This window comes from Nocardioides albertanoniae, from assembly GCF_006716315.1.
Lineage (GTDB): Bacteria > Actinomycetota > Actinomycetes > Propionibacteriales > Nocardioidaceae > Nocardioides > Nocardioides albertanoniae.
The window spans coordinates 3984627-4010739 of record NZ_VFOV01000001.1 but is presented as its reverse complement, the minus strand read 5'-3'; the positions used below and the strand labels follow the sequence as shown (position 1 = coordinate 4010739).

General features: G+C 71.0%; 24 protein-coding genes. 17 read left to right on the top strand and 7 right to left on the bottom strand.

The window, feature by feature from the left end:
* The first annotated feature begins 23 nt into the window (after positions 1 to 23).
* Both FB381_RS19280 and FB381_RS19275 read left to right on the top strand, forming a co-directional pair.
* Positions 24 to 1145 carry a glycosyltransferase family 4 protein gene (locus tag FB381_RS19280; protein ID WP_211352497.1) on the top strand — a complete coding sequence of 374 codons (1122 nt, stop codon included), beginning with the start codon at positions 24 to 26 and terminating at the stop codon, positions 1143 to 1145.
* The gene (locus FB381_RS19275; protein WP_246088204.1) at positions 1142 to 2626 is read left to right on the top strand and encodes a lipopolysaccharide biosynthesis protein; all 1485 of its coding nucleotides are present in this window, start codon (positions 1142 to 1144) and stop codon (positions 2624 to 2626) included. The genes FB381_RS19280 and FB381_RS19275 overlap by 4 nt, the downstream gene beginning before the upstream one ends.
* Here the strand turns inward: FB381_RS19275 and FB381_RS19270 are convergent.
* Positions 2613 to 3698, bottom strand: a complete 1086-nt coding sequence (locus tag FB381_RS19270) for a right-handed parallel beta-helix repeat-containing protein (RefSeq protein ID WP_141781772.1) — start codon at positions 3696 to 3698, stop codon at positions 2613 to 2615. The two genes, FB381_RS19275 and FB381_RS19270, sit on opposite strands and share 14 nt — an antisense overlap.
* Positions 3699 to 3896: 198 nt before the next feature.
* Between FB381_RS19270 and FB381_RS19265 the strand changes: the two genes are divergently transcribed.
* From FB381_RS19265 to FB381_RS19250, 4 genes are all read left to right on the top strand, one after another.
* Positions 3897 to 6212, top strand: a complete 2316-nt coding sequence (locus FB381_RS19265; RefSeq protein ID WP_141781771.1) for a phage tail protein — start codon at positions 3897 to 3899, stop codon at positions 6210 to 6212.
* 105 nt (positions 6213 to 6317) lie between these two features.
* Positions 6318 to 6935 (top strand): hypothetical protein, encoded by a 618-nt coding sequence (locus FB381_RS19260; RefSeq protein WP_141781770.1) that lies wholly within the window; start codon positions 6318 to 6320, stop codon positions 6933 to 6935.
* A 32-nt stretch (positions 6936 to 6967) separates the two neighbouring features.
* On the top strand, positions 6968 to 8608 hold the full coding sequence (locus tag FB381_RS19255) for a fibronectin type III domain-containing protein (protein ID WP_141781769.1): 1641 nt from the start codon (positions 6968 to 6970) through the stop codon (positions 8606 to 8608).
* Positions 8608 to 9516 (top strand): glycosyltransferase family 2 protein, encoded by a 909-nt coding sequence (locus tag FB381_RS19250; protein ID WP_141781768.1) that lies wholly within the window; start codon positions 8608 to 8610, stop codon positions 9514 to 9516. Before FB381_RS19255 ends, FB381_RS19250 begins: the two co-directional genes overlap by 1 nt.
* A 173-nt stretch (positions 9517 to 9689) precedes the next feature.
* On the opposite strand, the gene FB381_RS19245 is transcribed toward FB381_RS19250, so the two are convergent.
* From FB381_RS19245 to FB381_RS19240, 3 genes are read right to left on the bottom strand one after another with little or no spacing between them, the layout of a single operon-like run.
* Entirely contained in the window at positions 9690 to 10721 is a 1032-nt protein-coding gene (locus FB381_RS19245; protein WP_170225237.1) for an acyltransferase family protein, read from the bottom strand.
* On the bottom strand, positions 10714 to 12120 hold the full coding sequence (locus FB381_RS23965; RefSeq protein WP_170225236.1) for a hypothetical protein: 1407 nt from the start codon (positions 12118 to 12120) through the stop codon (positions 10714 to 10716). The genes FB381_RS19245 and FB381_RS23965 overlap by 8 nt, the downstream gene beginning before the upstream one ends.
* A gap of 2 nt (positions 12121 to 12122) precedes the next feature.
* Positions 12123 to 13544, bottom strand: coding sequence for a tyrosine-protein kinase domain-containing protein (locus FB381_RS19240; protein WP_141781766.1), 1422 nt, complete (start codon positions 13542 to 13544; stop codon positions 12123 to 12125).
* Positions 13545 to 13837: 293 nt separating this feature from the next.
* Here FB381_RS19240 and FB381_RS19235 point away from each other — a divergent pair, with 293 nt between their 5' ends.
* Together FB381_RS19235 and FB381_RS19230 are read left to right on the top strand one after the other, a co-directional pair.
* Positions 13838 to 14521 carry an arsenate reductase/protein-tyrosine-phosphatase family protein gene (locus FB381_RS19235; protein WP_141781765.1) on the top strand — a complete coding sequence of 228 codons (684 nt, stop codon included), beginning with the start codon at positions 13838 to 13840 and terminating at the stop codon, positions 14519 to 14521.
* 37 nt (positions 14522 to 14558) lie between these two features.
* Positions 14559 to 15356 (top strand): siderophore-interacting protein, encoded by a 798-nt coding sequence (locus FB381_RS19230; protein WP_141781764.1) that lies wholly within the window; start codon positions 14559 to 14561, stop codon positions 15354 to 15356.
* 112 nt (positions 15357 to 15468) lie between these two features.
* On the opposite strand, the gene FB381_RS19225 is transcribed toward FB381_RS19230, so the two are convergent.
* Positions 15469 to 16140, bottom strand: coding sequence for a M15 family metallopeptidase (locus FB381_RS19225; protein ID WP_246088203.1), 672 nt, complete (start codon positions 16138 to 16140; stop codon positions 15469 to 15471).
* A gap of 4 nt (positions 16141 to 16144) precedes the next feature.
* Between FB381_RS19225 and FB381_RS24330 the strand changes: the two genes are divergently transcribed.
* Positions 16145 to 16402 (top strand): hypothetical protein, encoded by a 258-nt coding sequence (locus FB381_RS24330; RefSeq protein ID WP_246088202.1) that lies wholly within the window; start codon positions 16145 to 16147, stop codon positions 16400 to 16402.
* Positions 16403 to 16435: 33 nt separating this feature from the next.
* Positions 16436 to 16879, top strand: coding sequence for a MerR family transcriptional regulator (locus FB381_RS19220; protein ID WP_141781762.1), 444 nt, complete (start codon positions 16436 to 16438; stop codon positions 16877 to 16879).
* On the opposite strand, the gene FB381_RS19215 is transcribed toward FB381_RS19220, so the two are convergent.
* Positions 16836 to 17846 carry an aldo/keto reductase gene (locus tag FB381_RS19215; protein WP_141781761.1) on the bottom strand — a complete coding sequence of 337 codons (1011 nt, stop codon included), beginning with the start codon at positions 17844 to 17846 and terminating at the stop codon, positions 16836 to 16838. The genes FB381_RS19220 and FB381_RS19215 overlap by 44 nt on opposite strands.
* Positions 17847 to 17979: 133 nt before the next feature.
* Here FB381_RS19215 and mfd point away from each other — a divergent pair, with 133 nt between their 5' ends.
* The 7 genes from mfd (at position 17980) to FB381_RS19180 (ending at position 25340) form a co-directional block, all read left to right on the top strand.
* The gene (gene mfd, locus FB381_RS19210) at positions 17980 to 21552 is read left to right on the top strand and encodes a transcription-repair coupling factor (protein ID WP_141781760.1); all 3573 of its coding nucleotides are present in this window, start codon (positions 17980 to 17982) and stop codon (positions 21550 to 21552) included.
* A 152-nt stretch (positions 21553 to 21704) separates the two neighbouring features.
* Positions 21705 to 22322 carry a MarR family transcriptional regulator gene (locus FB381_RS19205; RefSeq protein ID WP_211352496.1) on the top strand — a complete coding sequence of 206 codons (618 nt, stop codon included), beginning with the start codon at positions 21705 to 21707 and terminating at the stop codon, positions 22320 to 22322.
* Positions 22282 to 22734: a hypothetical protein gene (locus FB381_RS19200; protein WP_141781758.1), complete on the top strand. Its 453-nt coding sequence runs from the start codon at positions 22282 to 22284 to the stop codon at positions 22732 to 22734. Before FB381_RS19205 ends, FB381_RS19200 begins: the two co-directional genes overlap by 41 nt.
* A gap of 30 nt (positions 22735 to 22764) precedes the next feature.
* Complete coding sequence (locus FB381_RS24325; protein ID WP_246088201.1) at positions 22765 to 23805, top strand: alpha/beta fold hydrolase; 1041 nt, start codon at positions 22765 to 22767, stop codon at positions 23803 to 23805.
* Positions 23806 to 23880: 75 nt separating this feature from the next.
* Positions 23881 to 24285, top strand: coding sequence for a PNPOx family protein (locus tag FB381_RS19190; protein ID WP_141781756.1), 405 nt, complete (start codon positions 23881 to 23883; stop codon positions 24283 to 24285).
* 60 nt (positions 24286 to 24345) lie between these two features.
* Positions 24346 to 24927 (top strand): NUDIX hydrolase family protein, encoded by a 582-nt coding sequence (locus tag FB381_RS19185; protein ID WP_141781755.1) that lies wholly within the window; start codon positions 24346 to 24348, stop codon positions 24925 to 24927.
* Complete coding sequence (locus tag FB381_RS19180) at positions 24897 to 25340, top strand: MazG nucleotide pyrophosphohydrolase domain-containing protein (RefSeq protein WP_211352495.1); 444 nt, start codon at positions 24897 to 24899, stop codon at positions 25338 to 25340. The genes FB381_RS19185 and FB381_RS19180 overlap by 31 nt, the downstream gene beginning before the upstream one ends.
* A 116-nt stretch (positions 25341 to 25456) precedes the next feature.
* Here FB381_RS19180 and FB381_RS19175 read toward each other — a convergent pair whose 3' ends face one another.
* Positions 25457 to 26065, bottom strand: a complete 609-nt coding sequence (locus FB381_RS19175) for a malonic semialdehyde reductase (protein WP_141781754.1) — start codon at positions 26063 to 26065, stop codon at positions 25457 to 25459.
* Positions 26066 to 26113 lie beyond the last annotated feature (48 nt).

The window sequence follows — 26113 nt, the reverse complement described above, 5'->3', positions numbered from 1 at the left end:
CGAGTGACATACCTTTGCCCATCATGCGTTTGTTGGTCGCTCACCCGTCTCCGGACGTCTACGGATCTGACCTCCAGCTGGTCGAGACGGTGCGTGGGCTCTGCCAGGCGGAGCAGCAGGTGACCGTCGTCGTGCCCGCGACCGGGCCGTTGGTGCCGCTGCTGGAGTCCGCGGGCGCCGAGGTCGAGGTGATGCCGTTCCCGGTGCTGCGCAAGGCCTTCCTCAGCCCGACCGGACTGGTCCGGCTCGCCGCGGCCCTGATGGTCTTCTGGCCGCGCGCGGCACGGTTGTGGCGGCGGGTGCGCCCGGCGCGGCTGCTGGTCAACACCGTGACGATCCCGTGGTGGATCCTCGTCGGCCGGGCTGCCCGGACGCCGGTGGTGTGCCATGTGCACGAGGCGGAGGACGACCAGCCGAGGCCCGTACGCCTGGCCCTGGCCGCTCCGCTCCTGCTGGCCACCCGCGTGGTGGCCAACTCGCTGGCGTCGCGAGAGGTGCTCGCGCGCACGATGAAGGTGCTGGCGCGGCGTACGACGGTGGTCTACAACGGGATCCCGGCGCCGTCCGCCCTGGTTCCGGCACGCGACCGAGCCCCGCAGGGGGCGCTGCGGCTGGTGCTGGTCGGGCGCCTCTCCCCGCGGAAGGGGACCGACGTGGCGCTCGAGGCCCTCGCCGAGCTGCGCCGGCGCGGGATCGACGCGCGGTTGCGGGTCTGCGGGTCGATCTTCGCAGGCTATGAGTGGTTCGAGCAGGAGCTCCGCGACCGGGCCGGCCAGGAGGATCTGGAGGGGAGCGTCGACTTCCTGGGGTATGTCGCCGAGCCCGCGCGCGAGCTCGAAGAGGCCGACGTGGTGCTGGTGCCATCCCGCGTGGAGCCGTTCGGCAACGTCGCCGTCGAGGCCCTGCTGGCCGAGCGGCCGCTGGTCGCCAGCCGCGTGCAGGGGCTCGCCGAGATCGTGCGCGACGGGGAGACCGGTCTGCTCGCCGAGCCCGGGGACGCGGAAGCGCTGGCCGAGGCGGTCGCCCGCCTCGCCGCCGACCCTGCCCTGGCCGCATCGCTGGCCACCGCCGGCCGCAAGGACGCCGAGGAGCGCTTCGGGGCCGAGCGCTACCGCCGGGAGATCGCCGCCGAGGTCCTCGGGTGAGTGTGGAGAAGGACACGACACACAGCGGTCTCGGCAGGAGCGCGGCCCGTGGCGGGATGATCGTGCTCGGCGGCCAGGGCGTACGCATCCTGGTCCAGGTCGCCTCGGTCGTGGTGCTGTCCCGGCTGCTCACGCCGCGCGACTATGGCCTGGTCGCGATGGTGCTCGCGGTCGTCGCGGTCGCCGAGATCTTCCGTGACCTCGGGCTCTCGACCGCCGCGGTCCAGGCGAAGGTGCTCACCCGGGCCCAGCAGTCGAACCTATGGTGGCTGAACACCGCGCTCGGCCTCGGCCTCGCGCTCGTCGCCATCGCGGCCGCTCCGCTCGTCGCAGCCCTCTACGACGAGCCCGCCCTGACGGCCCTGACCGCCGCGATGGCAGGGATGTTCGTACTCAACGGCATGGCCGCGCAATATCGCGCCGACCTCACCCGCCGGCTGCTCTTCACCCGGCTCGCGGCAGCCGAGGTGGCGGCGCCGCTGGTGGCGCTCGGGATCGCGGCGTACGCGGCGGCCAACGGCGCCGGCTACTGGGCCCTGGTCGTCCAGCAGCTCGTCCAGGGCGCGGTCGCCCTCGCCCTCGCCGGGGCATTCGCCGGCTGGCTCCCGGGCCGACCACGCCGCGGCGTGGAGATGTCCGGGTTCTTGCGTTTCGGCTGGTCGTTGGCGGGTACGCAGCTGATCAACTATGCCGCCAACAACATCGACTCCGTGCTCATCGGCACCCGCCTGGGCGCCCACTCGCTCGGCACCTACAACCGCGCGTGGCAGCTGTTGATGACCCCGCTGGGCCAGCTGCGCAATCCGACCACGACGGTGGCGCTGCCGGTGCTGAGCCGGATCCGCGACAACCCGGCACTGACCCAGCGGTTCGTGGAGCGCGGCCAGGTCGCGCTCGGCTACAGCCTGGGGGCCGGGCTCGGGCTGGTCGCGGGCGCCGCGGCACCGGTCTGCGCGCTCTTCCTCGGCCCGGGCTGGGACGTCGCCGGCGTCTTCGCGCTGCTCGCCTGTGCCGGCCTCTTCCAGACGTTGGCCTACGTCGGCTACTGGGTCTACCTCGCCCACGGCCTGATCACCGAGCTGCGCCACTACACCCTGGTCGCCTCAGCCCTGAAGGTCGTCTGTGTGCTCGTCGGAGTGCGCTACGGGATCACGGGTGTCGCTGCCGGCTTCGCGGCCGCCCACCTCCTGGAGTGGCCGTTGTCCCTGTGGTGGATCTCCCGTCGCACCCAGCTCCGGGTCGGTCCCCTCTACCTCGGTGCGGCCCGCATCCTGCTGGTCGCGGCGGCGGTCGCGGTCAGTGCGTACGCCACCGCCCAGGTCCTCCACGGCCAGCACCCGGCGGTGACGGTGCCGGCCTGTGCGGCTGCCGGGGCCGCTGCGTACGCGCTTCTTCTGGTCGTTCCTCCGGTCCGCCGCGACGTGAGGTCGCTGGTGGTGACCGTGCGGGGCGCGCTGCGTCAGAAGATCAACCGCGGCTGAGCGCGACCGCTCGACCGGAGTCGTGCCAGACGTTGCCGGAGTGGGCGACCTTGGTGGAGGACGGGTGGATGATCGCGCAGCCGTCGATGCGCTGGTCGCTGAGGAACCGGTTGCTGCGGATGTCGATGCCGCCGACCGGGCCGCGGCCCTTCTCGGCGATGTTGACGGTGCAGCCGCCGCCGCCGAGGAGATTGTCGCGGATCGTGACCCCGTTGACGTCGCTGATGCTCTGGGTGATCTGCACGCCGGCGTTGTAGGCGCCGGTGAAGCGATTGCCCGCGATCGTGATGTTGCCCCCGCCGATGATCTGGATCGAGTCGTCGTGGGAGGCACCGCCGCCCTGGTGGGGGTCGTTCTCGAAGTGGTAGTTGTCGTGAAACCAGTTGTCGCGCACGGTCACGTTGGCGCCGGTGATGTGGACCTGGTCGGTGACGTGATGGATCTCGGAGGCTTCCAGCGTGAAGTCGCGGCCGACCACGCCGTTGACACCCGGCGCGGCGCTCGCGGCCAGCACCTCGACGTTGCGGACCACCATCCCCGCGCCACTGTCGTTGTTGTTCGAGATCCCGGCGACCTCGGAGCCGGTCGGCACGATCACCCGGGTGCTGCGGATGGTCACGTTCGGCGCCTCGACGTTGATCCTGCCATGCACCTCCAGGCCGTCGACCACCTTGCCCGCGGACCTGATGATCAGGTCGCCGCGGTGGACGCGCAGCTTCTTGCCGGCGGGTACGCCGGTGCTGTCCGGCCCAGGGAACCCGTCCGCGGGCGGTGGACCGGCCTGGGTGGGGGCCTTCTCCGGCTCGGCCGGACCACCGCTGGGGTTCTGGTCCGCAGGCCTCGTGGGTCGCTTCTTCGGCTCGGGGCTGGCGGAGGGCCTGGTCGAGGCGTACGGGGAGGCGAGCGCGGTCGCCGGGCCGCCGAAGTCGTCGGGCGGCAGCTCGCCGTAGGTCCGCTCGGCTCGAGGCGCGCTGTTCTCGGCGGGGCGCTGGGTCGCGGCGTACGTCGCGCCGAGCGCGGCCACGGTGACAGCCGCGGAGATGCCGAGGAGGAGAGACCTCGAGACAGCCAAGGACGAAGCCTTCCTAGGACCATGCAGCCGATGACGTGGGCGGAAGTGTGCACCCGCAGCGTGCGCAGGTGGGACCGCAACGTCCAACACATACCCGATTCGGGGGATCCGGGGTGCGTTTGACAGGCGGAACCGCCGACATGTCCGCGACACTGGCGCGTCGCGGCCGCGGTGGCCGCCTTTGCGCAGGGATGGATGATGACGCGGATTCAGGGCAAGGCCGTCCGGGCGAGGTGGCGTCTGCTGACTGCCGGGGCGGCTGCGGCCGTGCTCGGCGTGAGCGGCCTGGCCATGTCGGGAGGGGCGACGGCGGACACCGCTCCGAGCGACCCCGAGCTGCCGGAGACGGTCTCGGCGGACGTACTTCCGACGGTGCAGATCGACGGGGTCGCCTGGAAGCAGGTGATCGTCGGCGACACCGTCTACGTGGGCGGCAACTTCAGCTCTGCCCGTCCGGCGGGCGCCGCGGCCGGCACCGATGAGACGCCCCGGTCCAACCTGCTGGCCTACCGGCTCTCCACCGGCGAGCTGATCACCGGCTTCGCGCCGAGCTTCAACGGCCAGGTCAAGGACATGGCGCTCTCGCCCGACAAGACGCTGCTCTACCTCGCCGGCAGCTTCACCCAGGTCAACGGCGTCAACCGCTACCGGGGCGCCGCGATCAACCTCGCCACCGGGGCGCTGACCAGCTTCCGGCCGATCTTCAACTCCGCGACCAACGCCGTCGCCGCGACCGCCGACGCGGTCTTCTACGGCGGCGCGTTCACCTCCGCCGACAACACCGCGCGTACGAAGGTGGCCGCGGTCCGGCCCAGCGACACCGGCACGCAGCTGCTGCCGATGAACCCGACCGTCTCCAACGGTTCGCTGCAGGACCTGGTGGTCTCGCCCGACGGCACCGAGCTGGTGATCGCGGGCAACTTCACCCGGGTCAACGGCTCCTCCAACCCGGGCTACGGGCTGGCCCGGATCAAGGTGTCGACCGGCGCCTCGGTGGCGCTGCCGGTCAACTCCGAGGTGCGCAACGGCGGGTCGGAGGCGGCCATCCTCTCGCTGGAGAGCGACGGCACCAGCTTCTACGGCAGCGGCTACCACTACGGCAGCGGCGGCAACGTCGAGGGCTCCTTCAAGGCCTCCTGGGCGACCGGTCAGCTGACCTGGCTCGAGGACTGCCACGGCGACACCTACTCCGTCTGGCCCACCGCCGACGTCGTCTACCAGGCCAGCCACAAGCACTACTGCGGCAACTCCGGCGGCTTCCCGGAGACCAAGCCGCGCAGCTTCCAGCACTCCACCGCGGTCACCCAGGACGTACGCGGCACCAACACGCGCGACATCTACGGCTACCCCGATCACCCCGGCACCCCGCGTCCGGAGTTCCTGGAGTGGTATCCGAAGTGGACCCCCGGCACCTTCACGGGCTCCAACCAGGCGCCCTGGACGGTGAGCGCCAACGCCGACTACGTCGTCTACGGAGGTGAGTTCGTCAAGGTCAACGGGGTCGCTCAGCAGGGGCTGGTGCGCTTCGCGGTCCACACGATCGCGCCCAACGACGTCGGCCCGGCGCTGCGCGGCGCGGAGTTCGCGCTGACCGCGACCTCGCCGGCCGACGGCCAGGCCCGCCTGACCTGGCCGGGCAACGCCGACATGGACAACGCGACCGTGACCTACAAGGTCTACCGTGGCTCGTCCGACGTCGCCCCGATCCACACGCAGGCGGTCACCGCCGCGTTCTGGAAGCAGACCACGCAGAGCTTCCTCGACACCGAGGCACCGCCGGGATCCACGCAGCGCTACCGGGTCGTCGCCGAGGACGCGTTCGGCAACACGTCGCCCTCCGAGTGGGTCACCGTCGAGATCGACGGCGAGCCTGCCCCGCCCGAAGAGGGCACGATCGCCGAAGACGCCTTCGAGCGTGCCGAGGCGAGCGGCTGGGGCAGCGCCGACGCCGGCGGCGCCTGGACCCGCAGCAGCGGCACCGCGAGCAGCTTCTCGGTCGCCGACGGCCGTGGCCGGCACGCGGTCACCCCCGGCGGGACCGCCGAGTCACGGCTGGCAGACGCCTCGGGGCGCGACGTCGACGCGACGGTGAGCGTCGGTGTCTCCCGGCTCCCCGACGCGGGCTACGTCTGGTCGATCCTCGGTGCCCGGGTCTCCGGCTCCACCCATTACGCCTCACGGCTCCGGTTCAACCCCGACGGCACCGTCGGTCTCCACCTGGTGCGCAGTGGCACCCCGGTCGTCGGCGCCAACGCCGTCCCGGGCCTGAGCGTCGCCGCAGGCGACCGGTTGATGGTGCGGCTCCAGGTCACCGGCACCGCGCCGGCGACCGTGCGCACCAAGGTGTGGCCGGCCGGGTCGTCGGAGCCGTCGGCCTGGACGTACGAGCTCAGCGACTCGACCCTCGCCAACCAGATCGCAGGTGGGGTGATGCTTCGCAGCTACGGGTCCTCGACGATCGGGGCGACGCCGGTCGAGGTCGGCTACGACGATCTGTCGGTGGTCGAGCCGTAGCCCGATTCACCGATTGTGGGGAGTCGGCGGGGTGCGGCGCTCCGGAGAGCCGGATGGTGCGCTTGAATACAACCTCTCTGTCCGACTCGGCCGCGGAAGTCCCCCATGCTCAGTCAAGTCCGGCGACCGACGGCGTACGTCGCGGCCGCTGTCGTCGCTGTCGTTCTCGTGAGCCTCGCCGTCGTGCTGGTCTTGCGGCCGTCCGGTTCGGACACGCCCGCGGCGGACTCGACGGTCGCGGCCGCGCCCTCCTCCTCGCCGACATCAGACCAGCCCTCGGCATCGTCCTCCCCGTCGAAGGACCCTGAGCCGGGCAAGCCGGCCGCCGGCACCCGTGCGGTGGGCCTGAAGGGTGAGGCCACCTCGGCGCCGGGCGTGACCGCCCGGCTGAAGGAGATCGACTCGGTCCAGGCCAAGGCGAGCCTGCCCGGCGAGGTCGGTGGCCCCGCGCTCGCGATCACGGTCAGCGTCAAGAACCAGACCGACAAGAAGCTCAACCTGGCGCTCGGCGTGGTCAACGCCTACTTCGGCCCCGAGCGCACCCCGGCGGTCAGCGTGGCCTCCGACGGCGAGGTGCCCTTCCCACCGTCCGTCGCGCCGGGCGACGCGGCCGAGGGGGTCTACGTGTTCCAGATCCCCGAGCAGGCCCGTCCGGTGCGCGTCGAGCTCGATCTCGGCGACGGTGCCGACGTGGTCGTCTTCAAGGGCCGGCCCCAGCGATGAACCCAGCGATGAACCCAGCTATCGAAACAGCGATGAGAGATGTGATGAAGCCGATCCTGGCTGCTCTGGTGCTCGTGGCAACGAGCCTCACCCTGGCGACGTCCGCCTCCGCGGACACCGCCCCCACCGACACCGACCTGCCGCAGACGGTCTCGGCCGACGCGCTCCCGACGACGCAGATCGACGGGGTCGCCTGGAAGCAGGTCATCGTCGGTGACACGGTCTACGTGGGCGGCAACTTCACCTCGGCGCGCCCGGCGGGGGCCGCAGCCGGCACCGATGAGTCGCCGCGGGCCAACATGTTGGCCTACCGCCTCTCCACCGGTGAGCTGATCTCCGGGTTCGCGCCGAAGTTCAACGGCCAGGTGAAGGACATGGCGCTCTCGCCCGACAAGAAGCTGCTCTACGTCGCGGGTTCGTTCACCCAGGTCGACGGTGCCAACCGCTACCGCGGCGCCGCGATCGACCTCGCCACCGGCAAGGCGACGGGTTTCCGGCCGATCTTCAACTCCACCACCAACGCGGTCACGGCCACCGCCGACGCGGTCTACTACGGCGGCGTGTTCACCTCGGCCGACAAGACGGCGCGCACGAAGGTGGCCGCGGTCAAGCCCAGCGACACCGGCACCGGCCTGCTGCCGCTGAACCCGACGGTCGCGGGCGGCAACGTCAACGACATCGTGGCCTCCTCCGACGGCTCCCAGATCGTGATCGGCGGCGCGTTCACCAGCGTCAACGGCTCGAACAAGCCCGGTTACGGCATGGCTCGGATCGACACCGCCTCCGGCGACTCGCTCGCGCTGCCGGTCAACGACGAGATCCGCAACGGTGGCGCCGAGGCCGCGATCCTCTCCCTGGAGTCCGACGGCACCAGCTTATACGGCACCGGCTACAACTACGGCGGCGCCGCCGGCAACTCCGAAGGCTCCTTCAAGGCCGACTGGAAGAGCGGCAGCCTGACCTGGCTCGAGGACTGCCACGGCGACACCTACGCCATCTGGCCGACCGCGAAGACCGTCTACCAGGCCAGCCACAAGCACTACTGCGGCACCTCGGGCGGCTTCCCGGAGTCCAAGCCGCGCAGCTGGTATCACGCCACCGCCACCACCCAGGACGTACGCGGCACCAACATCGCCGACGACAAGTACGGCTACGCCGACCACCCCGGCACCCCGCGCCCGGAGTTCCTGGAGTGGTATCCCAAGTGGACCAACGGCACCTACACCAGCTCGGAGCAGGCGACCTGGACGGTGAGCGCCAACGACGACTACGTGGTCTACGGCGGTGAGTTCCTGAAGGTCAACAACACCCCGCAGCAGGGCCTGGTGCGGTTCGCCGTCAAGGACATCGCGCCCAACAAGATCGGCCCCAAGCTGAGGGGTGCCGCGTGGGAGCTGAAGGCCACCTCCACGACCGCCGGCAAGGCCGTGCTGAGCTGGCCCGGCAACCCCGACAAGGACAACGCCGCGGTGACCTACAAGCTCTACCGCGGCTCGACGACCGCGACCCCGATCAAGACGGTCAAGGTCGACGCTCCGTTCTGGAAGCACTCGGCGATGAGCTTCACCGACACCGCCCTGGTCTCCGGCTCGACGCAGAAGTACCGCATCGCCGCCGTCGACCCGCTCGGCAACAAGTCGCTCTCGGACTGGGTCTCGATCAAGGTCAAGTGATGCGGCCCGTCTGGGTCGCCATGCTGACCTATCGGCGGCCCGAGGGGCTGGCCGAAGCCGTGAGCATGCTTCGTGCCCAGCTCGACCAGGTGCCGGGCGCACGGCTGCTCGTGGTGGACAACGACGAGCAGCCGAGCGCGGCCTCCGCGGTGGCAGCGGCGGCCGCCGGCGACGTACGCGTGGTCTATGTGCACGAGCCCGCGCCCGGCATCGCGGCGGCCCGCAACCGGGCGCTCGCCGAGGCCGGGCCCGAGGCGCTGGTCGTCTTCATCGACGACGACGAGCAGCCCTCGGCCGAGTGGCTCTCGACGCTGGTCGCCTGCTGGCGCTCGACCGGGGCTGCTGCCGTCGTCGGCCCGGTCGTCTCCCGCTTCGTCGGTGAGCCCGACCCGTGGATCACCGCCGGCGGCTTCTTCCAGCGGCTGCGCCATCCCACCGGCACCGTGGTCACCACCGCCGCGACCAACAACCTCCTCCTCGACATGGCGCAGGTCGGCCCGCTCCGCTTCGACCTCCGGTTCGGGCTCGCCGGCGGGTCCGACACCGTCTTCACCCGTACCCTCTCGGCTGCCGGAGGCCGGATCGTGTGGTGCGACGAAGCCCCGGTGCACGACCTCGTGCCCGTCGACCGCTCCACCGTCGCCTGGGTCCGCGCGCGTGCCGCCCGCATCGGCAACTCCGACTCCCGCGCCCACGTCCATCTGGCTCCGAGCGGGAGGCGCCTGGCGGCCCGCCTGCGTGCCAGCGTCCGCGGCCTCGTCCGCGTCCTGGGCGGTTCGGCCCGCCTCGTCGTCGGCCGCCTCGCCGGCTCACCGACCCATCACGCCCGCGGCACCCGCACCTTGCTCCGCGGCGCCGGCATGCTCCGCGGCGCCTGGGGCTCCTACGTCGACGAGTACGCCCGCTAGCCCCGACCCGGCGCGACTGTCCCACCAACGAGTGCCGAGTCGGCGCAACTGTCTCGAGATAGGGCGTCGAGTCGGCGCGTCTGTCTCACGCTCGCATCCGTCGCAGCCAGAGCTGGGACAGATGCGCCGACTCGACGTGTCTGGGTGGGGCAGTTGCGCCGACTCGGCTGTCGTCAGCGGGGCAGACGAGCCGGGTCGGCAGCGGGCTGGGCCGGAGGCAGGGTGCGCTTGGCGGTCCAGCTCGCGACGGGGAAGTCGAAGATGCCCCGGATCCGGCCGGTGACCAGGCGGTCGAGACCCAGGGGGAGGAGGATCGCCGCTGCAGTCAGGAGCGGCACCGCGACGAGGGTGGCCCCGGGTGGCCAGTCGAGGTGGCGGCCGGCCAGCAGAGCCTGAGCGGCGGTGACGGGGAAGGCGTGCACGACATAGACCGGCAGCGTGCGGGTGCCGAGGTGGCGTACGAAGCCGAGCGCGGGCACCCCCGCGATCACGACGCCCAGCCCGCACCCCGCGGCGACCGCGAGCAGGCCCAGCATCGGGCGCACGAAGATGATGCGGTCGTCGGCGACGTAGACGAAGAACCCCAGCACCACCACGTACGACGCACCCAACCCGGCCACGTGCGCCATCCGTAGCCGAGGAACGGCTGTGCGCACCACCGGCGCCGCCCGCGAGGCGAGCACGAAGAAGAGCCAGTAGCGCAGCGTCTTGTCCCAGGCGATGTCGCCGGTGGAGACGAGCCCGGCGGCGAAGACCGCGGAGCAGACCAGCGCGAGGCCGACGACGAGCCACGCCGGCAGCCGTCGGGTCAGCCAGCCGACCAGCGTGAACAGGCACAGGGTGTAGAGGAACCAGAGGTAGACGTCGGGTGCGACCAGCACCCGCGCGATCCCGGAGAGGGCTCCGGCGGGGGCGTGGGGCAGCAGCGCGCGGAAGGTGCCGAGCAGCAGGCACCACAGCACGTAGAGGTAGATCAGGGTGAGGCATCGGGTGCGCAGCACCTCCCGCAGCGGGCGGGTGAGCAGGCGATGGGCGAGGAGTCCGGAGAGGAAGAAGAACAGCGGCATCCGGAAGGTGTCGAGCGTGTAGGCCAGCCGCGACCAGGGGCCGGCGAGGCCGACCAGGTCGAGGTTGATCACGGCGTGGAAGAGCGCCACGAGGATGATGGCCAGGCCGCGCGCCGAGTCGATCCAGCTCTCACGCACGCTGCGGGCCTCCGGCCAGGTAGCGGCGCCGGGCGCGTTGGTCACGGCGCCGCGCGCCGGCCATCGGCCGCCTGCGACGGCGCGGTGTGGGGGCCGGCGGCGCGTGGTCACCGTCGTCGTCAGCGCCGTCGTCGTGCTGCGGGTCGCGCTGGAGGAGGAACACCCCGAGCGCGAGCGCGAGCGGGGGCAGCGAGCTGATGATGGGGCCGAAGAAGAGGTTCCAGCCCAGCTGCAGGGCGAGAAAGATGCCGAGCGCGGTGCCGGTGCGATGGGCGAGGCTGCGGCCGAGATAGCCGGCCGCGAGCCAGAGCAGCCACCCGGAGAGCACCAGCCCGGCGGGTCCGAACCAGATCCACAGGTCGCCGATCAGCGAGTGCACCTCGATGCGGGTGCCGAACATGTAGTGCTCGACGTAGCCGTTGTCGGGGTCGTACCCGAGTCTCGACATGCCCTGCTTGGCCGCCTGCATGTCGGTCGGGGTCGCCATGGTGCCCGCGCCGTAGCCGAGCGGTTCGTGGAGCATCAGCGCGACGGTGGCGCCGAGCTCGGGCCGGCCGCCGAGGATGAGCGAGCCGGCGGCCTGAGTCTGCTCCTCGGTGCGCTGCTGGGCCGAGGCACCGAGATAGCCGTCGAGGGCCGCGCCCTCGAGGGCACGGTAGAGCCCGAGGCCCAGCGCGCCCACCAGCACCAGCGAGACCAGCGCCGAGGTGGCCTTCTTCGCCGTCGCCGGACGGTGCTGCCACAGCACCAGCATCGCGGTCATGATCAGGAACGCGCTCATCGACCGTGCCCCGGAGAGCGCGGTGACGGCGGTGAGTGCCCCGAGCGCGACCAGGTCGGCGCCCACCAGTCGACGGCCACCGCGCCGCAGCAGCATGCACGCACCCAGCAGCAGCATCGTCGCGGGCATCGAGAACCCGAACCGCCACGGATCCTCGGCGAACCGTGACCCGGTGGTCGCGGTGGCGAGCGCGCCCACGGCGTAGAGACACACCACGAGCCCCGGCGAGAGCACCCGCTGGCTCCACAGCAGCGCCCCGGTGCTCGTGGCTGCCGAGATCACCGGCAGCAGCTCGATCAGCACCCCGGCCTCGGTCGGCGGGTGCGTCGCCGATCGCCACGTCGTGAGCGCCAGCGCGGAGAGGAGACAGGCAAGAAGGAGTACGCCGCCCAGCCCTGCTCCGCGGAAGCGGCTCGCCTCGCGCACCCAGATCGGCGCCAGCGCCGCGCCGATCAGCCCGCCCACCGTCAGACCTCGCACCAGATCGAAGTCGGTGCCCACCAGGAACGCGGCCGACCCCGCCAGCAGCGCGGTCAGCACCTCCCACCCGGTCGGTTCGGCGCGCTTGCTCGTGGTCGGCCTGTCGTGCGGGGTGTGGATCGCCGTGGGCACGGCCATGCTCAGCTGCCGGCGGCGGGGTAGCCGTGCTGCTGAGGCGCCTGCGGGCGCAGGATCCCGCCGAAGAGGCCGCCGAACCAGCCCCGCTCGGGCTGGCCGTAGTAGGTGTGCGCAGCGGTGTCGCGCACCTGGTTCGCGACGATGCCGAGGCAGCGGGCGTCGACGGCCTCGAGGCTGTCGATGGCCTCGAGCACCTGCGGTCGGTGGATCGTACGGCAGTTGGCGACCACCAGGGCGCCGTCGGTGAGCCGCGAGAGAATCGCGCCGTCGGCCACCGGCAGCAGCGGCGGCGAGTCGAGGATGACCACGTCGTAGGAGGCGCGCGTCTCCTCGAGCAGGTCGGCCATGCGCAGCGACCCGATCAGCTGGGCGGGGTTGGGCGGGATCTCACCCATGGTGAGCACGTGCAGGTTGCGTTCGCCCCAGACCTGCACGACGTCGTCGAGGCCGGCCTTCCCGATCAGCACCGTCGTCAGCCCGGCCGCACCCTCGAGGCCGCAGTAGTCGGCGATCGCCGGGCGGCGCATGTCGGCGTCGATGAGCAGCACCCGCTGGCCGTGCTCCGCGATCGCCAGCGCCAGGTTGATCGAGGTCGTCGACTTGCCCTCGCCGCCGATGGAGGAGGTCACCACCATCGAGCGCACCTGCGAGGAGGCGTCGAGGAACTGCAGGTTGGTCTGCAGCCGTCGATAGGCCTCCGAGGCGACGCTGTGCGGGTCGATCGCCGTCACCGCCCCGCGGACACGGCCTTGGCCGCGGCGCCGTGGGATGGCGCCGAGCAGGCCGACGTCGGTGAGCTGCTCGAGCTCGCCGGCCGTCCGGACCCGGGTGTCGAGGAGGGCGCGCACCACCGCGATGGCCACGCCGAGCCCGAAGCCGCCGGTGAAGCCGACCAGGGCGGCCAGCCGGGTGCGCGGCGCGAAAGCCTCCTGCGGGGGATCGGCGCGGGCGACCACGGTCACCTCGACGGCCGACTTCTTGTTGCTGCTGGGGGAGAGGTTGGTGATGGTGGTGGTCAGCTCGTCGGCGACGGCGTTGGAGAGGTCGGAGGCGCCGGTGCTGGTGGTGGCGACCGCGTCGATCTCGATGATCACCGTGTCGAGCGGGTTCTCGGCGGTGATCTCCTCGGCGAGCGCCTTGGAGGTCGTGTCGAGATCGAGGTCGTAGATGACCTGGTCGAGCACGACCGGCATCGTCGCGAGCTTCGCGTAGGACTGCACGATCTCCTGCGTGAAGGTGGAGCCCTGCACCAGCTCCTGGGTGGTGCCGCCCTTGGCGATGGAGACGAAGACGGTGCTCTGCGCGCGATACTGCGGCGGGCTCGAGTGCGCCTGGGCGAAGGCCGCGCCGGCGCCGACGATCGCCAGCACCGCGACGATGTACCAACGCTTTCGCAGGGCGGCGACGTAATCGCGCAGGTCCACCAGGTCACTCCATCCGATGAGTCCGACCGGCGTTGTTCACCGGGCCGTCGTTCCGTGGCTCACTCGCCATCCGGGCGCTGTCCACGGGCCCCAATCCCACATACTCACCTGGATCGGGGCGCGTCATCGCCGAGGAGTCGATCCGTTCCCCCAAATGGGTGAACGGCCTGCCGCCGAATCTTCCAGACGTACGCCGGTTGCGTAATGTCGCCGCGTCACGATCGGGGGTTGGCTGCGTCGGCCAGGAAGCCACGCTCGAGATTCGCAAGGCAACTGGTCGAAGGTAGGCAGTGATGGAGACCGCGACGATCCTGGTCGTCTGCACCGGCAACATACGCCGCTCGCCGGCCGTCGAGGCGATGCTGCGCGAGGGCGTCGGGCCCAACAACGGCGTCGCCAGGCACGGCATCTCGGTCATGTCCGCCGGCACCGAGGCGCTGGCCGGCTACGAGATGGACCCGGTGATCGCTACCGAGGTGGCCGCCGTCGGCGTGCGCCTCAGCAGGCACGAGGCCTACGGGCTCACCGCCGAGGACATCGATGCCTCCGACCTGATCATCACCGCCGAACGCTCCCACCGTCGCGAGGTCGCCAAGCTGGTGCCGTCGGCGGTGACGCGCACGTTCACGCTCATCGAGATCGCCGCGCTCGGCGCCCAGATCGGCCGCCAGGCGCTGGGCGGCAACGCCGACGCGGCCGAGCGGCTGCGCACGCTGGTCGACCTCGCTCCGCTCCAGAAGGCGCGGCGTACGGTGCGGCGGCCGGCCGACGACGACCTGATCGACCTGCGCAAGCGCTCCCCGCGCGAGGCCAGGCGGCTGGTCGGCGAAGCACGGGTGCACGTCGAGCGGCTGCTGCGGGTGCTCGAGCCCGAGCCGGGTCTCTCGCTGGTCAACAAGGCCCACCGCTCCGGCCCGCACCCTGCCCTTCCGGCACCTACCGACCCGCCCGCGTCCAACGTCGCCCCGGCAGGTTGAGCCGCCCGGGTTTGGCGCGGGGTTAGGGTTACCTTTCATGAGTCGTCCTGCGAAGCCTGAGACCACCCTCGTCGTCACCGCCACCGAGCGGCTCAGCCCCGCGATGATCCGGGTGAGCTTCGGTTCCGACGACCTCGGTGCGTTCTCCTCGAGCGTGTTCACCGACCGCTACGTGAAGCTCGCCTTCCCCCGGGAGCAGAGCGACTCCGGCGACGGCCCGGTGCTGCGCACCTACACCGCCCTCAACCCTTCGATCGAGCACGGCACCCTCGACATCGACTTCGTCGTGCACGGCACCGAGGGCTATGCCGGACCCTGGGCTGCCGGCGCCCGACCCGGTGACACCCTCGTCGCCCGCGGCCCCGGCGGTGCCTATGCGCCCGACCCGGAGGCCGACTGGCACCTGATCGCCGGCGACGAGACCGCCCTGCCCGCCATCCGCGCCGCCCTGGCCGCGCTGCCCGCCGACGCCCGCGGCTACGCGGTGATCGACATCCCCGCCCCCGGTCACGAGCAGCCGCTCGAGCATCCGCAGGGCGTCGAGGTCACCTGGCTCATCACCGGCGACCGCACCCACCACGCCGCCGAGGACGCCGAGGGCCACGAGCAGCCCCTCGTCACCGCCGTCCGCGGCCTGAAGTGGCTCGACGGCCGCGTCCACGCCTTCGTGCACGGCGAGGCCGCCGTCACCATGCACGGCATGCGCCCCTACCTCCTCAAGGAGCGCGGCGTACCCAAGGCCGACCTCTCCATCTCCGGCTACTGGCGTCGCGGCCGCACCGAGGAGACCTTCCGCGAGTGGAAGCGCGACCTCGCCACCGCCGAATCCGCCTGACCCACCTCGGGCCGAGTCGGCTCGTCCTGACCAAAACCAGCGCCGAGTCGGCTCGTCATAACGAGCCGACTCGGCGCGAAATCTGGTCAGAACGAGCCGACTCGACAGGGTTTCAGGTGCCGTTCTCGGAGAAGTGCTGGTAGTCCTTGAGCGAGTTCCAGTCGCCGCCCCACTCCCAGCCGATGTCGGCGAACGCCTGCACGACCTCGTCGCCGGAGTGGATGATGCCTGGGGCCTTCCGGTCGCGGTCGAGATACCAGCGGGCGAGCTCGGGGATGACGCGGTCGCCCTTGACGTACGGGTTCTGGAAGGTGTTGATGTCGATCGCCAGGCCGTAGGCGTGCTGGGAGAACGAGGTCTGGCCCACCGACGGGCGGCAGACGAAGCCGCCGGTGCCGTTGCCATCGCCGGTCGGCGGCGCGTCGAGGGCGGCCTTCGTGGTGATGCCCATCTGCTCGATCGGGAACCTCGCCTCGTAGAGGTGCCGGAAGACCCCGACCACGTCCTCCGCGACCCGGGCGTTGATCAACATCTCGCCGGTATGACGCGCGCCGTCGAAGCCCCAGAACGTCATCCGCACCCAGGCGAGCTCCTGGCGTGAGACTGGGCAGCCCGGCTCCCAGGTCGAGCGTTCGATCACCTCGTCGGGCGCGATGTCGACCTCGGACGCGAACCCCTCGCCGGGCAGCATCGGCACCATGTCGGGCAGTGTCCAGGCGCGGTTGCGCAGCTCCTTCGGCGTAGCACCGGCGATGCCGTAGCCCTCGCCGTCCTCCTTCAGCACCCGCGTGCCCAGCCATGGCGGCGGCACCGTCCCTGCCCTCGGCGCTGAGGTTGAGGAAGGCGATGCGGACGGAGAAGACGAAGGTACGCCGCTGCCCGAGGTCGACGTCGACGGCGCCGCGCTGCTGCTCGTCGAGCCCGCCTCGCTCCCGGGGCCCGTGCCGCACCCGCTCAGAACCGCCACGAGCACGGCCGTCACAGCAACGGCCGACCCGGAGGCGTACGTCGTCTTCACAATCTTCAACGTAGCCGAACCGCCTTGACTTCGAGTGCACTCGAAGCCGGACAATGGCGCCATGACCGCGCAGGGATCCGAAGACGGCCTCAGCATCGCCGAGGTGGCCGAGCGCACCGGACTCACCACCCACACGCTCCGCTACTACGAGCGCGACGGGCTCATGCTCGGGGTCGGTCGCAACCGCTCCGGCCACCGCGCCTACTCCGAGGGCGACCTCGGCTGGATCACCCTGATCACCAGGCTGCGCGCGACCGGGATGCCGATCCGGGAGATCCGGCGCTACGCCGAGATGGTCCGGTCCGGCGAGGGCAACGAGGAGGCGCGCCTCGGGCTGCTGCGTGCACACCGCGACCGGGTGCGCGCGCAGCTGGAGGAGACGGCCGGCCACCTGGACGCCATCGAGTTCAAGGTCGCCTACTACGCGGCGGCCGTGGGCGAGACGGATCCCGATGCCGAGCTCATCGCCCAGCAGCGTCGAGCCGAGCCCTCTGCTCCTCGCTGAGCTCGAGGTCGACAGCGGCCAGGCTCTCGTCGAGCTGGGCCACCGATGACGCACCGACCAGCGGGATCACCGGCATTGCGTCGCCGAGCATCCAGGCCAGCACGACCTGGTTGCGGGTCGCCCCGGTCTCGGCGGCGACCTCGTCGAGCGCCGCGAGCCGAGCAACGGTCCCGGGGTGGTCGTACGCGGCATCGAGCGGCTTCGCGGGGTTGGTGTACGCCCCGCTGAGCAGCGGCGTGTAGGCCACCAGCGTCAGCCCCGGTGTCGCCCGCAGGTAGGCGAGCAGCGAGGCGTCGGCGACGCCGATCTGACCGTCGACGGAGAGCCGCGGGTCGGGGATGTCCGTCCGCGGACGCAGGTAGGTGTGGTGATACTGCAGCACGCTCGGCCGCGCCGCCTCCGGGTTCACCGCCCGCGCTCGCTCGACCTGCCAGGACCAGTGGTTGCTCAGCCCGAACTGGCCGATGACCCCGTCCTTCACCAGGGCGGCGAAGCCGGCGGCGTACTCCTCCAGGGGCACGCCGTTCGTGTCCGGCACATGGGCGTAGTAGAGGTCGAGCCGCTCGACGCCGAGGCGTTCGCGGGAGCGCTCGGCCTGCTCGCGTACGTTCTCCGGCGCGAGCCCCTCCCACGCCCGGTTGCGCTGGTTGGCCCAGCCGTTCTCGACGCGCTCGACGACGTCGGTCGGGCGCGCACCGACCTTGGTGGCGATGACGAGCTCGTCGCCGATCCCGCGGTCGCGGCGCCACTGCCCGAGCGTGGTCTCACTCTCGCCGCCCTGGGTGCCGCCCGCCCAGTAGGCGTAGTTGTTGGAGGTGTCGACGAAGGTGCCGCCGGCCTCGACGAAGCGGTCGAGGATGTCGTAGGAGGTCGAGACGTCCGTGTCCGTCCCGAACCGCATCACGCCGAGCGCGAGCTTGCTGACGCGCCGGGAGCCGGCGCCTGATCCGATGATCGTGTATCTCATGGCTTCCACGCTCCGGCTTCGCGCGCGCTCGAAGTCAAACGTCTTTACGTGCGTCTTCTAGACTGGTCTCCGCACCCCCTGCTGTCACTGGCCGGGGGCTCTCGTGCATGCCCCATCCTCTTTGGAGTCACCCGTGATCCTCGCCCCGCTCGCCGATCTCGTCCTGCGCGACGCTGCCCTGAGCGAGGTGATGGCGGAGGCCGAGGGCGGTCGGATGCTGGCGCTCGACGTCACCGGGCCGGAGGCGCTGCGCCCGTTCGTCGTCGCCGGCCTCGTACGCCAGGAGCGCACCGTGCTCGCGGTGACCGCGACCTCGCGCGAGGCCGAGGATCTGGTCAGCGACCTGACCGACCTGATGCCGCCCGACTCGGTCGCCTACTTCCCGAGCTGGGAGACGCTGCCCCACGAGCGCCTCTCGCCGCGCAGCGACACCGTCGGGCGTCGGCTCGCCGTGCTCCGCAGGCTTCGCCACCCCGACACGGCCGGTGCCCACGGTCCGCTGAAGGTGGTCGTCGCGCCGGTGCGCAGCGCGCTCCAGCCGCAGGTCAAGGGGCTCGGTGACCTGGAGCCCGTCGAGCTGTTCAAGGATCAGGAGGCCACCCTCGACGACGTCGTCGAGAAGCTCGCCGATGCTGCCTACGCGCGCGTCGACCTGGTCGAGAAGCGCGGCGAGTTCGCGGTGCGAGGTGGCATCGTCGACGTCTTCCCGCCCACCGAGGAGCACCCGGTGCGCGTGGAGTTCTGGGGCGACGAGGTCGACTCGATCCGCCACTTCGCGGTCGCCGACCAGCGGGCCATCGCCGAGGAGCACGGCGGCGCGATCGAGCGCCTCTGGGCCCCGCCGTGCCGTGAGCTCCTGCTGACCCCGGAGGTCCGCGCCCGGGCGCGCAAGCTGGGCGAGGACCACCCCACCTTGATCGAGCTGACCGACAAGATCGCCGCCGGCATCGCGGTCGAGGGCATGGAGTCGCTGGCCCCCGCGCTCGTCGACGACATGGAGCTGCTGCTCGACCTGATGCCCGACGACAGCCACGTGCTGCTGCTCGACCCCGAGCGCATCCGCAGCCGTGCCCACGACCTGGTCGCCACCGCCGAGGAGTTCCTTGGCGCCTCCTGGGCCGCGGCGGCCAGCGGGGGCGTGGCCCCGATCGACCTCTCCGCGGCCTCCTACAAGGACCTCGCCGACGTACGCGCCCACGCGATCGCGCAGGGCAAGCCGTGGTGGTCGGTCAGCCCGTTCGGCCTCGACGCACCTGACGCCGACCTGACCGACGCCGACGTCGTCGGCGTGCCGAGCCGCAAGATCGACTGGCAGCCCGCGAAGGCCTATCGCGGTGACACCGCCGCGGCGCTGTCCGACATCGAGACGTGGCGCGACGACGCCTGGCGCGTGGTCGTGGTCCAGCCAGCCCACGGCACGGCGCAGCGTACGGTCGAGGCGCTCGGGGAGCGTGACGTGCCGGCCCGGTTGGCCGAGGAGCCGGACGACGACGCCAAGCCGGTCCACAAGACCGTCACGGTCATCCACGCCCGCCTCAACCACGGCTTCATCGACGAGACCAACCGGGTGGCCGTGCTCACCGGTGAGGACATCTCCGGCCAGAAGTCGTCGACGCGCGACATGGTCAAGATGCCGGCCCGGCGCAAGAAGCAGATCGACCCGCTCGAGCTCAAGCCCGGCGACCACGTCGTCCACGAGCAGCACGGCGTCGGCAAGTTCATCGAGATGAAGCAGCGCGACGTGCAGGGCGCCAGGCGCGAATATCTCGTCCTCGAATACGGCGCCAGCAAGCGCGGCGCGCCGCCCGACCGTCTCTACGTGCCGGCCGACGCGCTCGACCAGGTGACCAGGTATGTCGGTGGCGAGCAGCCGAGCCTCGACCGGCTCGGCGGTGCCGACTGGCAGAAGCGGAAGGCCCGCGCCCGCAAGGCAGTAAGAGAGATCGCCGCCGAGCTGATCAAGCTCTACGCCGCCCGGCAGGCCACCAAGGGCTACCAGTACGGCCCCGACAACCCCTGGCAGCGCGAGCTGGAGGACGCCTTCCCGTTCCAGGAGACCGCCGACCAGCTCGCCGTCATCGACGAGGTCAAGCAGGACATGATGCGGCCGGTGCCGATGGACCGGCTGGTCTGCGGTGACGTCGGCTACGGCAAGACCGAGATCGCGGTGCGGGCAGCGTTCAAGGCGGTGCAGGACGGCAAGCAGGTCGCCGTGCTGGTGCCGACGACGCTGCTGGTCTCCCAGCACATGAGCACCTTCATGGAGCGGATGTCGGGCTTCCCGGTCAACCTGCGCGGCCTGTCCCGGTTCCAGACCGACAAGGAGGCCGCCGACGTCATGGCGGGCCTCACCGACGGCACCGTCGACATCGTCGTCGGCACCCACCGACTGTTCAACAAGGACATCCGCTTCAAGGATCTCGGCCTCATCATCATCGACGAGGAGCAGCGCTTCGGCGTCGAGCACAAGGAGGCGATGAAGCGGCTGCGCACCTCCGTCGACTTCCTGTCGATGTCGGCCACCCCGATCCCGCGCACGCTGGAGATGTCGATCACCGGCATCCGGGAGATGTCCACGATCACCACGCCGCCCGAGGAGCGACACCCGGTCCTGACGTACGTCGGTGCCTACGAGGACCGTCAGATCGTCGCCGCGGTGCGCCGTGAGCTGCTCCGCGAGGGGCAGGTCTTCTACATCCACAACCGGGTCAACTCGATCGAGAAGGCGGCCGCCCGCATCCGCGAGCTGGTGCCCGAGGCGCGGGTCGCGGTCGCCCACGGCCAGATGAACGAGAAGCAGCTCGAGCAGGTGATGGTCGACTTCTGGGAGAAGGAGTTCGACGTGCTGGTGTGCACCACGCTGGTCGAGTCGGGCCTCGACGTCTCCAACGCCAACACGATGATCATCGAGCGCGCCGACACGCTGGGACTGTCACAGCTCCACCAGCTGCGTGGCCGCGTCGGCCGCTCCCGCGAGCGTGCGTACGCCTACTTTCTCTACCCCGGAGAGAAGCCGCTGACCGAGACCGCCCACGAGCGCCTCGCCACCCTGGCGCAGCACTCCGACCTCGGTGGCGGCATGGCGATCGCGATGAAGGACCTCGAGATCCGCGGCGCCGGCAACCTGCTCGGTGGCGAGCAGTCGGGCCACATCGCCGACGTCGGCTTCGACCTCTACGTGAGGCTGGTCGGCGAGGCGGTCGCCGAGTTCAAGGCGGGTCCCGACGGTGCCGCCGACGAGCTCAACGAGGTGCGCATCGAGCTCCCCGTCGACGCTCACCTGCCGCACGACTACATCCCGAGCGAGCGGCTGCGGCTGGAGATCTACAAGCGTCTGGCCGAGGTGCGCACCGACGAGGATGTCGAGTCGATCGCCGCCGAGCTCCTCGACCGTTACGGCAAGCCGCCGGCCGAGACCTCGTCGCTCCTGCAGGTCGCCCGCTTCCGCGCCCGCGCCCGTCAGGCCGGCGTCTCCGAGGTCACCCTGGCCGGCAAGAACGTACGCTTCCACCCGGTCTCGTTGCCCGACTCCCGGGTCGTACGCCTCAACCGGATGTATCCGAAGTCGCTGGTCAAGCCACAGCTCGACACCATCATGGTCCCGCGCCCGGTCTCCTCCGGCTTCCCCGTCAAGCCCCTCGACGGCCCCGACCTGCTCGACTGGGCCCGGGTCGTCATCGACGCGATCATCGACCCGCTCACCTGACCCTGCTGCGTCGAGTCGGCTCGTCCTGACCAGATTCCGCGCCGAGTCGGCTCGTTAGAACGAGCCGACTCGACGTGACTTTCGGTCAGAACGAGCCGACTCGGCAGGGTCTGGGGTTACGTATCCACAAAATGGAGGTTATTATCCATTTTGTGAGAAACCAGGCTCCTGTGCTCGCGCCTCTGTTCCGCTCGGAGGCGCAGGCGCTGCTGCTCTCGGAGCTGCTGCTGCCGGGGGAGGAGATGAGCATGGCCGACCTCGCCGAGCGGGCAGGGCTGCCCTATCCGACGGTGCATCGCGAGGTCGCGCGGCTCCTCGATGCGGGGCTGCTCGTCGACCGTCGGGTAGGTCGCACCCGGCTCATCAGGGGCAACGAGCAGAGCCCGCTGCTGGCGCCGACGCGGGAGATCCTGCTGACGGTGACCGGGCCGGTGGTGCTGCTCCAGGAGGCCCTCGACGACATCGACGGCATCGAGCGGGCCTTCCTCTTCGGCTCCTTCGCTGCCCGCGCGAAGGGGGAGCCGGGACCGGCGCCGAACGACATCGACCTGATGGTGATCGGCACGCCCGACGTGCGGGCCGTCTACCGGGTCTGCCGGGAGGTCTCCGACAGCGTCGGGCGCATCGTCAACCCGACGATCATGAGCCCGGAGGAGGCCGAGGAGCAGACCGGGTTCCTCGAGGAGGTCCGGGCCAGCCCGGTGATCGAGATCTACGGAGGAGGACCGGATGGCCCTGCCGCTGACCCCGGCACAGCAGAAGGCGGTTGACGCGCTCGTCCGCTCCGGCGTCCTGCGCGCGGTGAGGCCTGACGAGAAGAAGGCACGTGCCTTCCTCGCCGGTGCGGAGTCGGCCCTCGCCGACGTACCCAACGTCACCCGCACCGAGAACCGCTACAACCTCGCCTACAAGGCGGCCCACGACGTCGGCGAGGCCGTGCTCGCCGGCTACGGCTACAAGACGACGTACGGCGCGGGCGGCCATGTGAAGGTGGGTCGGTTCCTCGCCGCCGTCTTCGACACCCCGCCTCCGCGCGACGCGGCCGCCCACTACGACGTGATGCGCCTGGACCGCAACGCCAACAACTACCTCGGCAAGCCGGTGACGCGCGCTGCCGCCGACGCGGCGGCCGAGGCCGCGCGGACGCTCTACGACGCCGCCGTGAAGCGCCTCGCCGGCTGACTCCTGGACACGCCCGCAACAATGAAGGCTGTGACCGGCGAGCCAGAGGTGCACTACGCGCAGACCAGCGACGACATCGCGATCGCGTATCAGGTCGTCGGGAGCGGGCCGGTGACGATCTGGATGCCGTCGCTCAGCAACATCCGGGCGCAGTGGCGGGTGCCCGCGCTGCGCACGGCCTACGAGCGGCTGAGCGACGACATGACGCTGGTGCTCTACGACGGCCGCGGCACCGGCTCCTCAGGCCGCCGGGTCGGCGACCTCGGCCTCGCCGCGCACCTGCGCGACCTGGCGGCGGTGATCGAGGCGATCGGTGCCGATCGGGTCAACCTGCTCGGCTACTACCACGCGGTCGCGACCGCGGTGGCGTACGCAGCAGCCAACCCGCAGCGCGTCGACCGGATGCTCCTCTTCGGTGGCGCGGCACGGATGCGCGAGGCGATGAGCCCGGCCCAGACCCAGGCGCTGCTCTCGCTGGTCGAGCAGGACTGGGACCTCTTCGCCGACGCCGCCGCGACCGCGTGGCTGGGCTGGGGATCGGGGGAGAACGCCGGCCGCGTCGCGGAGGCGTTCCGCACCGCGGCGACGCCCGCGCTCGCCCGCGACTGGTTCGCCGAGGCCGCCCGGATGGACGTCAGCGCGCTCCTCGACCAGGTGGTGGCGCCGACGCTGGTGCTCCACCGGCAGGCGGCGAGCCAGATCCCGGTCGAGGTCTCGAGGCAGCTGGCCGACGGCGTGCGGAACGGCACGCTGGTCGAGCTCGAGGGCAGCACCCCGACGCTGTTCGTCGAGGGCGGTGCCCAGGATCTCGCCATGGCGAGCCGCTGGTTCCTGACCGGCGAGGTGCGCCGCGAGCCTGCGCCCACCCCGGGCGGGCCGACGGTGCTGACCGCGCGTGAGCACGAGGTGCTGCGGTTGATCGCCACGGGGCGTACCAACGCCTTGGTCGCCCGCGACCTCGGCATCACCGAGCACACCGTCGAGCGGCACGCGGCCAACCTCTACCGCAAGCTCGGCGTACGCAGCCGGGCCGAGGCCACCGCCTGGGCGATCCGCAACGGCGCTGACTGAGTGACGGGAACCCGTCACGTCGCCTGACCGCTGTCCGGGAAGCGGCGACCCGCGACCCCCGGCACAGTGAGGAGCATGACGACGACGAGCACGCCCAGCCCTCCCGACGCCGGCTCCTTGCGGCTGGTGAAGGCGACCACCCCGATGATGCGGACCCTCGCCGGGCACCGGCTGTTCCCCCTGTGGGCGGTGGTGCACCATCGCGGCCGCAAGTCCGGCCGCGAGCTGAGCCTCCCGGTCGCCCTGCTGCACACCGACGACGAGTTCGTGATCACGCTCCCGTGGGGGCCGGGCACCAACTGGGTGCGCAACGTGCTGGCGGCCGGCGAGTGCACGATCACCTGGAAGGGACGCGACCACGCCGCGACCCGACCGCGGCTCCTCGACCGCGACGAGGCACGCCCCTACTACGACGGCTTCTCGTGGTGGATGGTCGAGAAGGCGTTCAAGGCCGACAGCTTCCTGGCGCTGCGCAGATGAGAGTCCATACTGCGGCGTCGTTGTTCCGTGACGTACGTGCCTGTCTGGCAGGATCGACGCATGACGATGGAGGCTTTCGGCGAGCAGTCCTTTCCTGAGGAGCCATTCGGCAACGACTGGGACACCGAGCCCGGGTGGCTCTCCGAGGAGGAGCTGAGCGAGACCCGCGGCCGCGTGCCGATCCTCTACGTCGAGGCGGTGCCGGTGCGCGTCGACCCCGACGGCGGGGTCACCGAGGTCGGCCTGCTGCTGCGCGGGTCACCCACGACCGGCACGATCACGCGATCGCTGGTCTCGGGGCGCGTGCTCCACGGCGAGCGGATCCGCGACGCGCTGATGCGCAACCTGGAGAAGGATCTCGGCCCGGTCGCGTTCCCGACCCTGCCGCTGACCACGGTGCCGGTGACGGTCGCCGAATACTTCCCCTGGCCCGGCGAGCGCTACCAGGACCCGCGCCAGCACGCGGTCTCCCTGGTCTACGTGATCCCGGTGACCGGCGAGTGCGAGCCGCGCCAGGATGCCCTCGAGCTGTCGTGGCTGACCCCCGCCGAAGCCGCCTCCGACGAGGTCGTCGCCGACATGGAAGGCGGCCGCGGCACCCTGCTGCGGCAGTGCCTGAGCGCATTCGGGGCGCTGGGTTGAGCGAGAAGGCGTACGCCTCGGGGGAAGGTCTCGTCGAGTTCCTCGACCTGATGCGGGTGATGCGGGAGCGCTGTGTCTGGAAGTCGTCGCAGACCCATCAGTCGCTGGCCCGGTATCTCCGCGAGGAGTCCGAGGAGGTGCTCGAGGCGATCGACGAGGGCGACCCCGAGCATCTCCAGGAGGAGCTCGGCGATCTGCTGCTCCAGGTCTACTTCCACGCCGCGATCGCCGAGGAGGCCGGCCACTTCACCATGGACGACGTGATCGCCGGCATCACCGAGAAGATGAAGCGCCGCAACCCGCACGTCTTCGGCCCCGAGGCCGACTCCGGGCGCCGTTACACCCTCGAAGAGGTCGAGGAGCTCTACCAGGCCGCCAAGGCCGCCGAGAAGAGCCGACCCGGCTCGTCCTGACACGAAATCACGTCGAGTCGGCTCGTCCTGACTTGAAATCGTGTCGAGTCGGCTCGTTAGAACGAGCCGACTCGACACGAATCTGGGTCAGAACGAGCCGACTCGGCGGGGGTTGCTCAGGCCCACTTCACCGCGGTGTCGGCCTCGACGCGGGGGAGTCGGTCAAACCACGGGTTCTCGCCCGGGTGGCCGATGTTGACGATCATCTTGGTGGTCCAGTCGCCCTCGGGGAAGAACTCCTTGTCGACGCCCGCGGTGTCGTAGCCCGCGATCGGGCCGGCGGCGAGGCCGGCCGCGCGGACGGCGAGGATGAAAGCGCCCGCCTGCAGGCCCGCGGACCAGCCGCCGGCGCCGTGGCGCGCGGTCTCGTCGGAGGCGAAGTAGTCCTTCATCTCCGGGCGGATCGGGAAGACGTTGGGGATCTCCTCGTGCCAGTTGTTGTCGTAGGCGACGATCGCGGTCGCCGGGGCGGCCTCGGTCTTCGCGAGGTTGCCCTCGGCGATGTGGGGGAGGAGCCGCTCCTTGCCCTCGGCCGTGCGCACGAACACGACGCGCAGCGGCTGGGTGTTGGCCATCGTCGGGGTCCAGCGGGTGAGCTCCCAGATGTCGGCGAGCTCCTCGTCGGTGACGGGCGTCTCGGCGAAGGTGTTGGAGGTGCGGGCTGCGGTGAAGACGAGCTCGCGGCCGCGGGGGTCCAGCTTCGCCAGGGTGTTGGTCTCGGTCATGTCGCTCTGAACTCCAGGGTCACTAGGATTATTCCTGTCGCTTCGAAA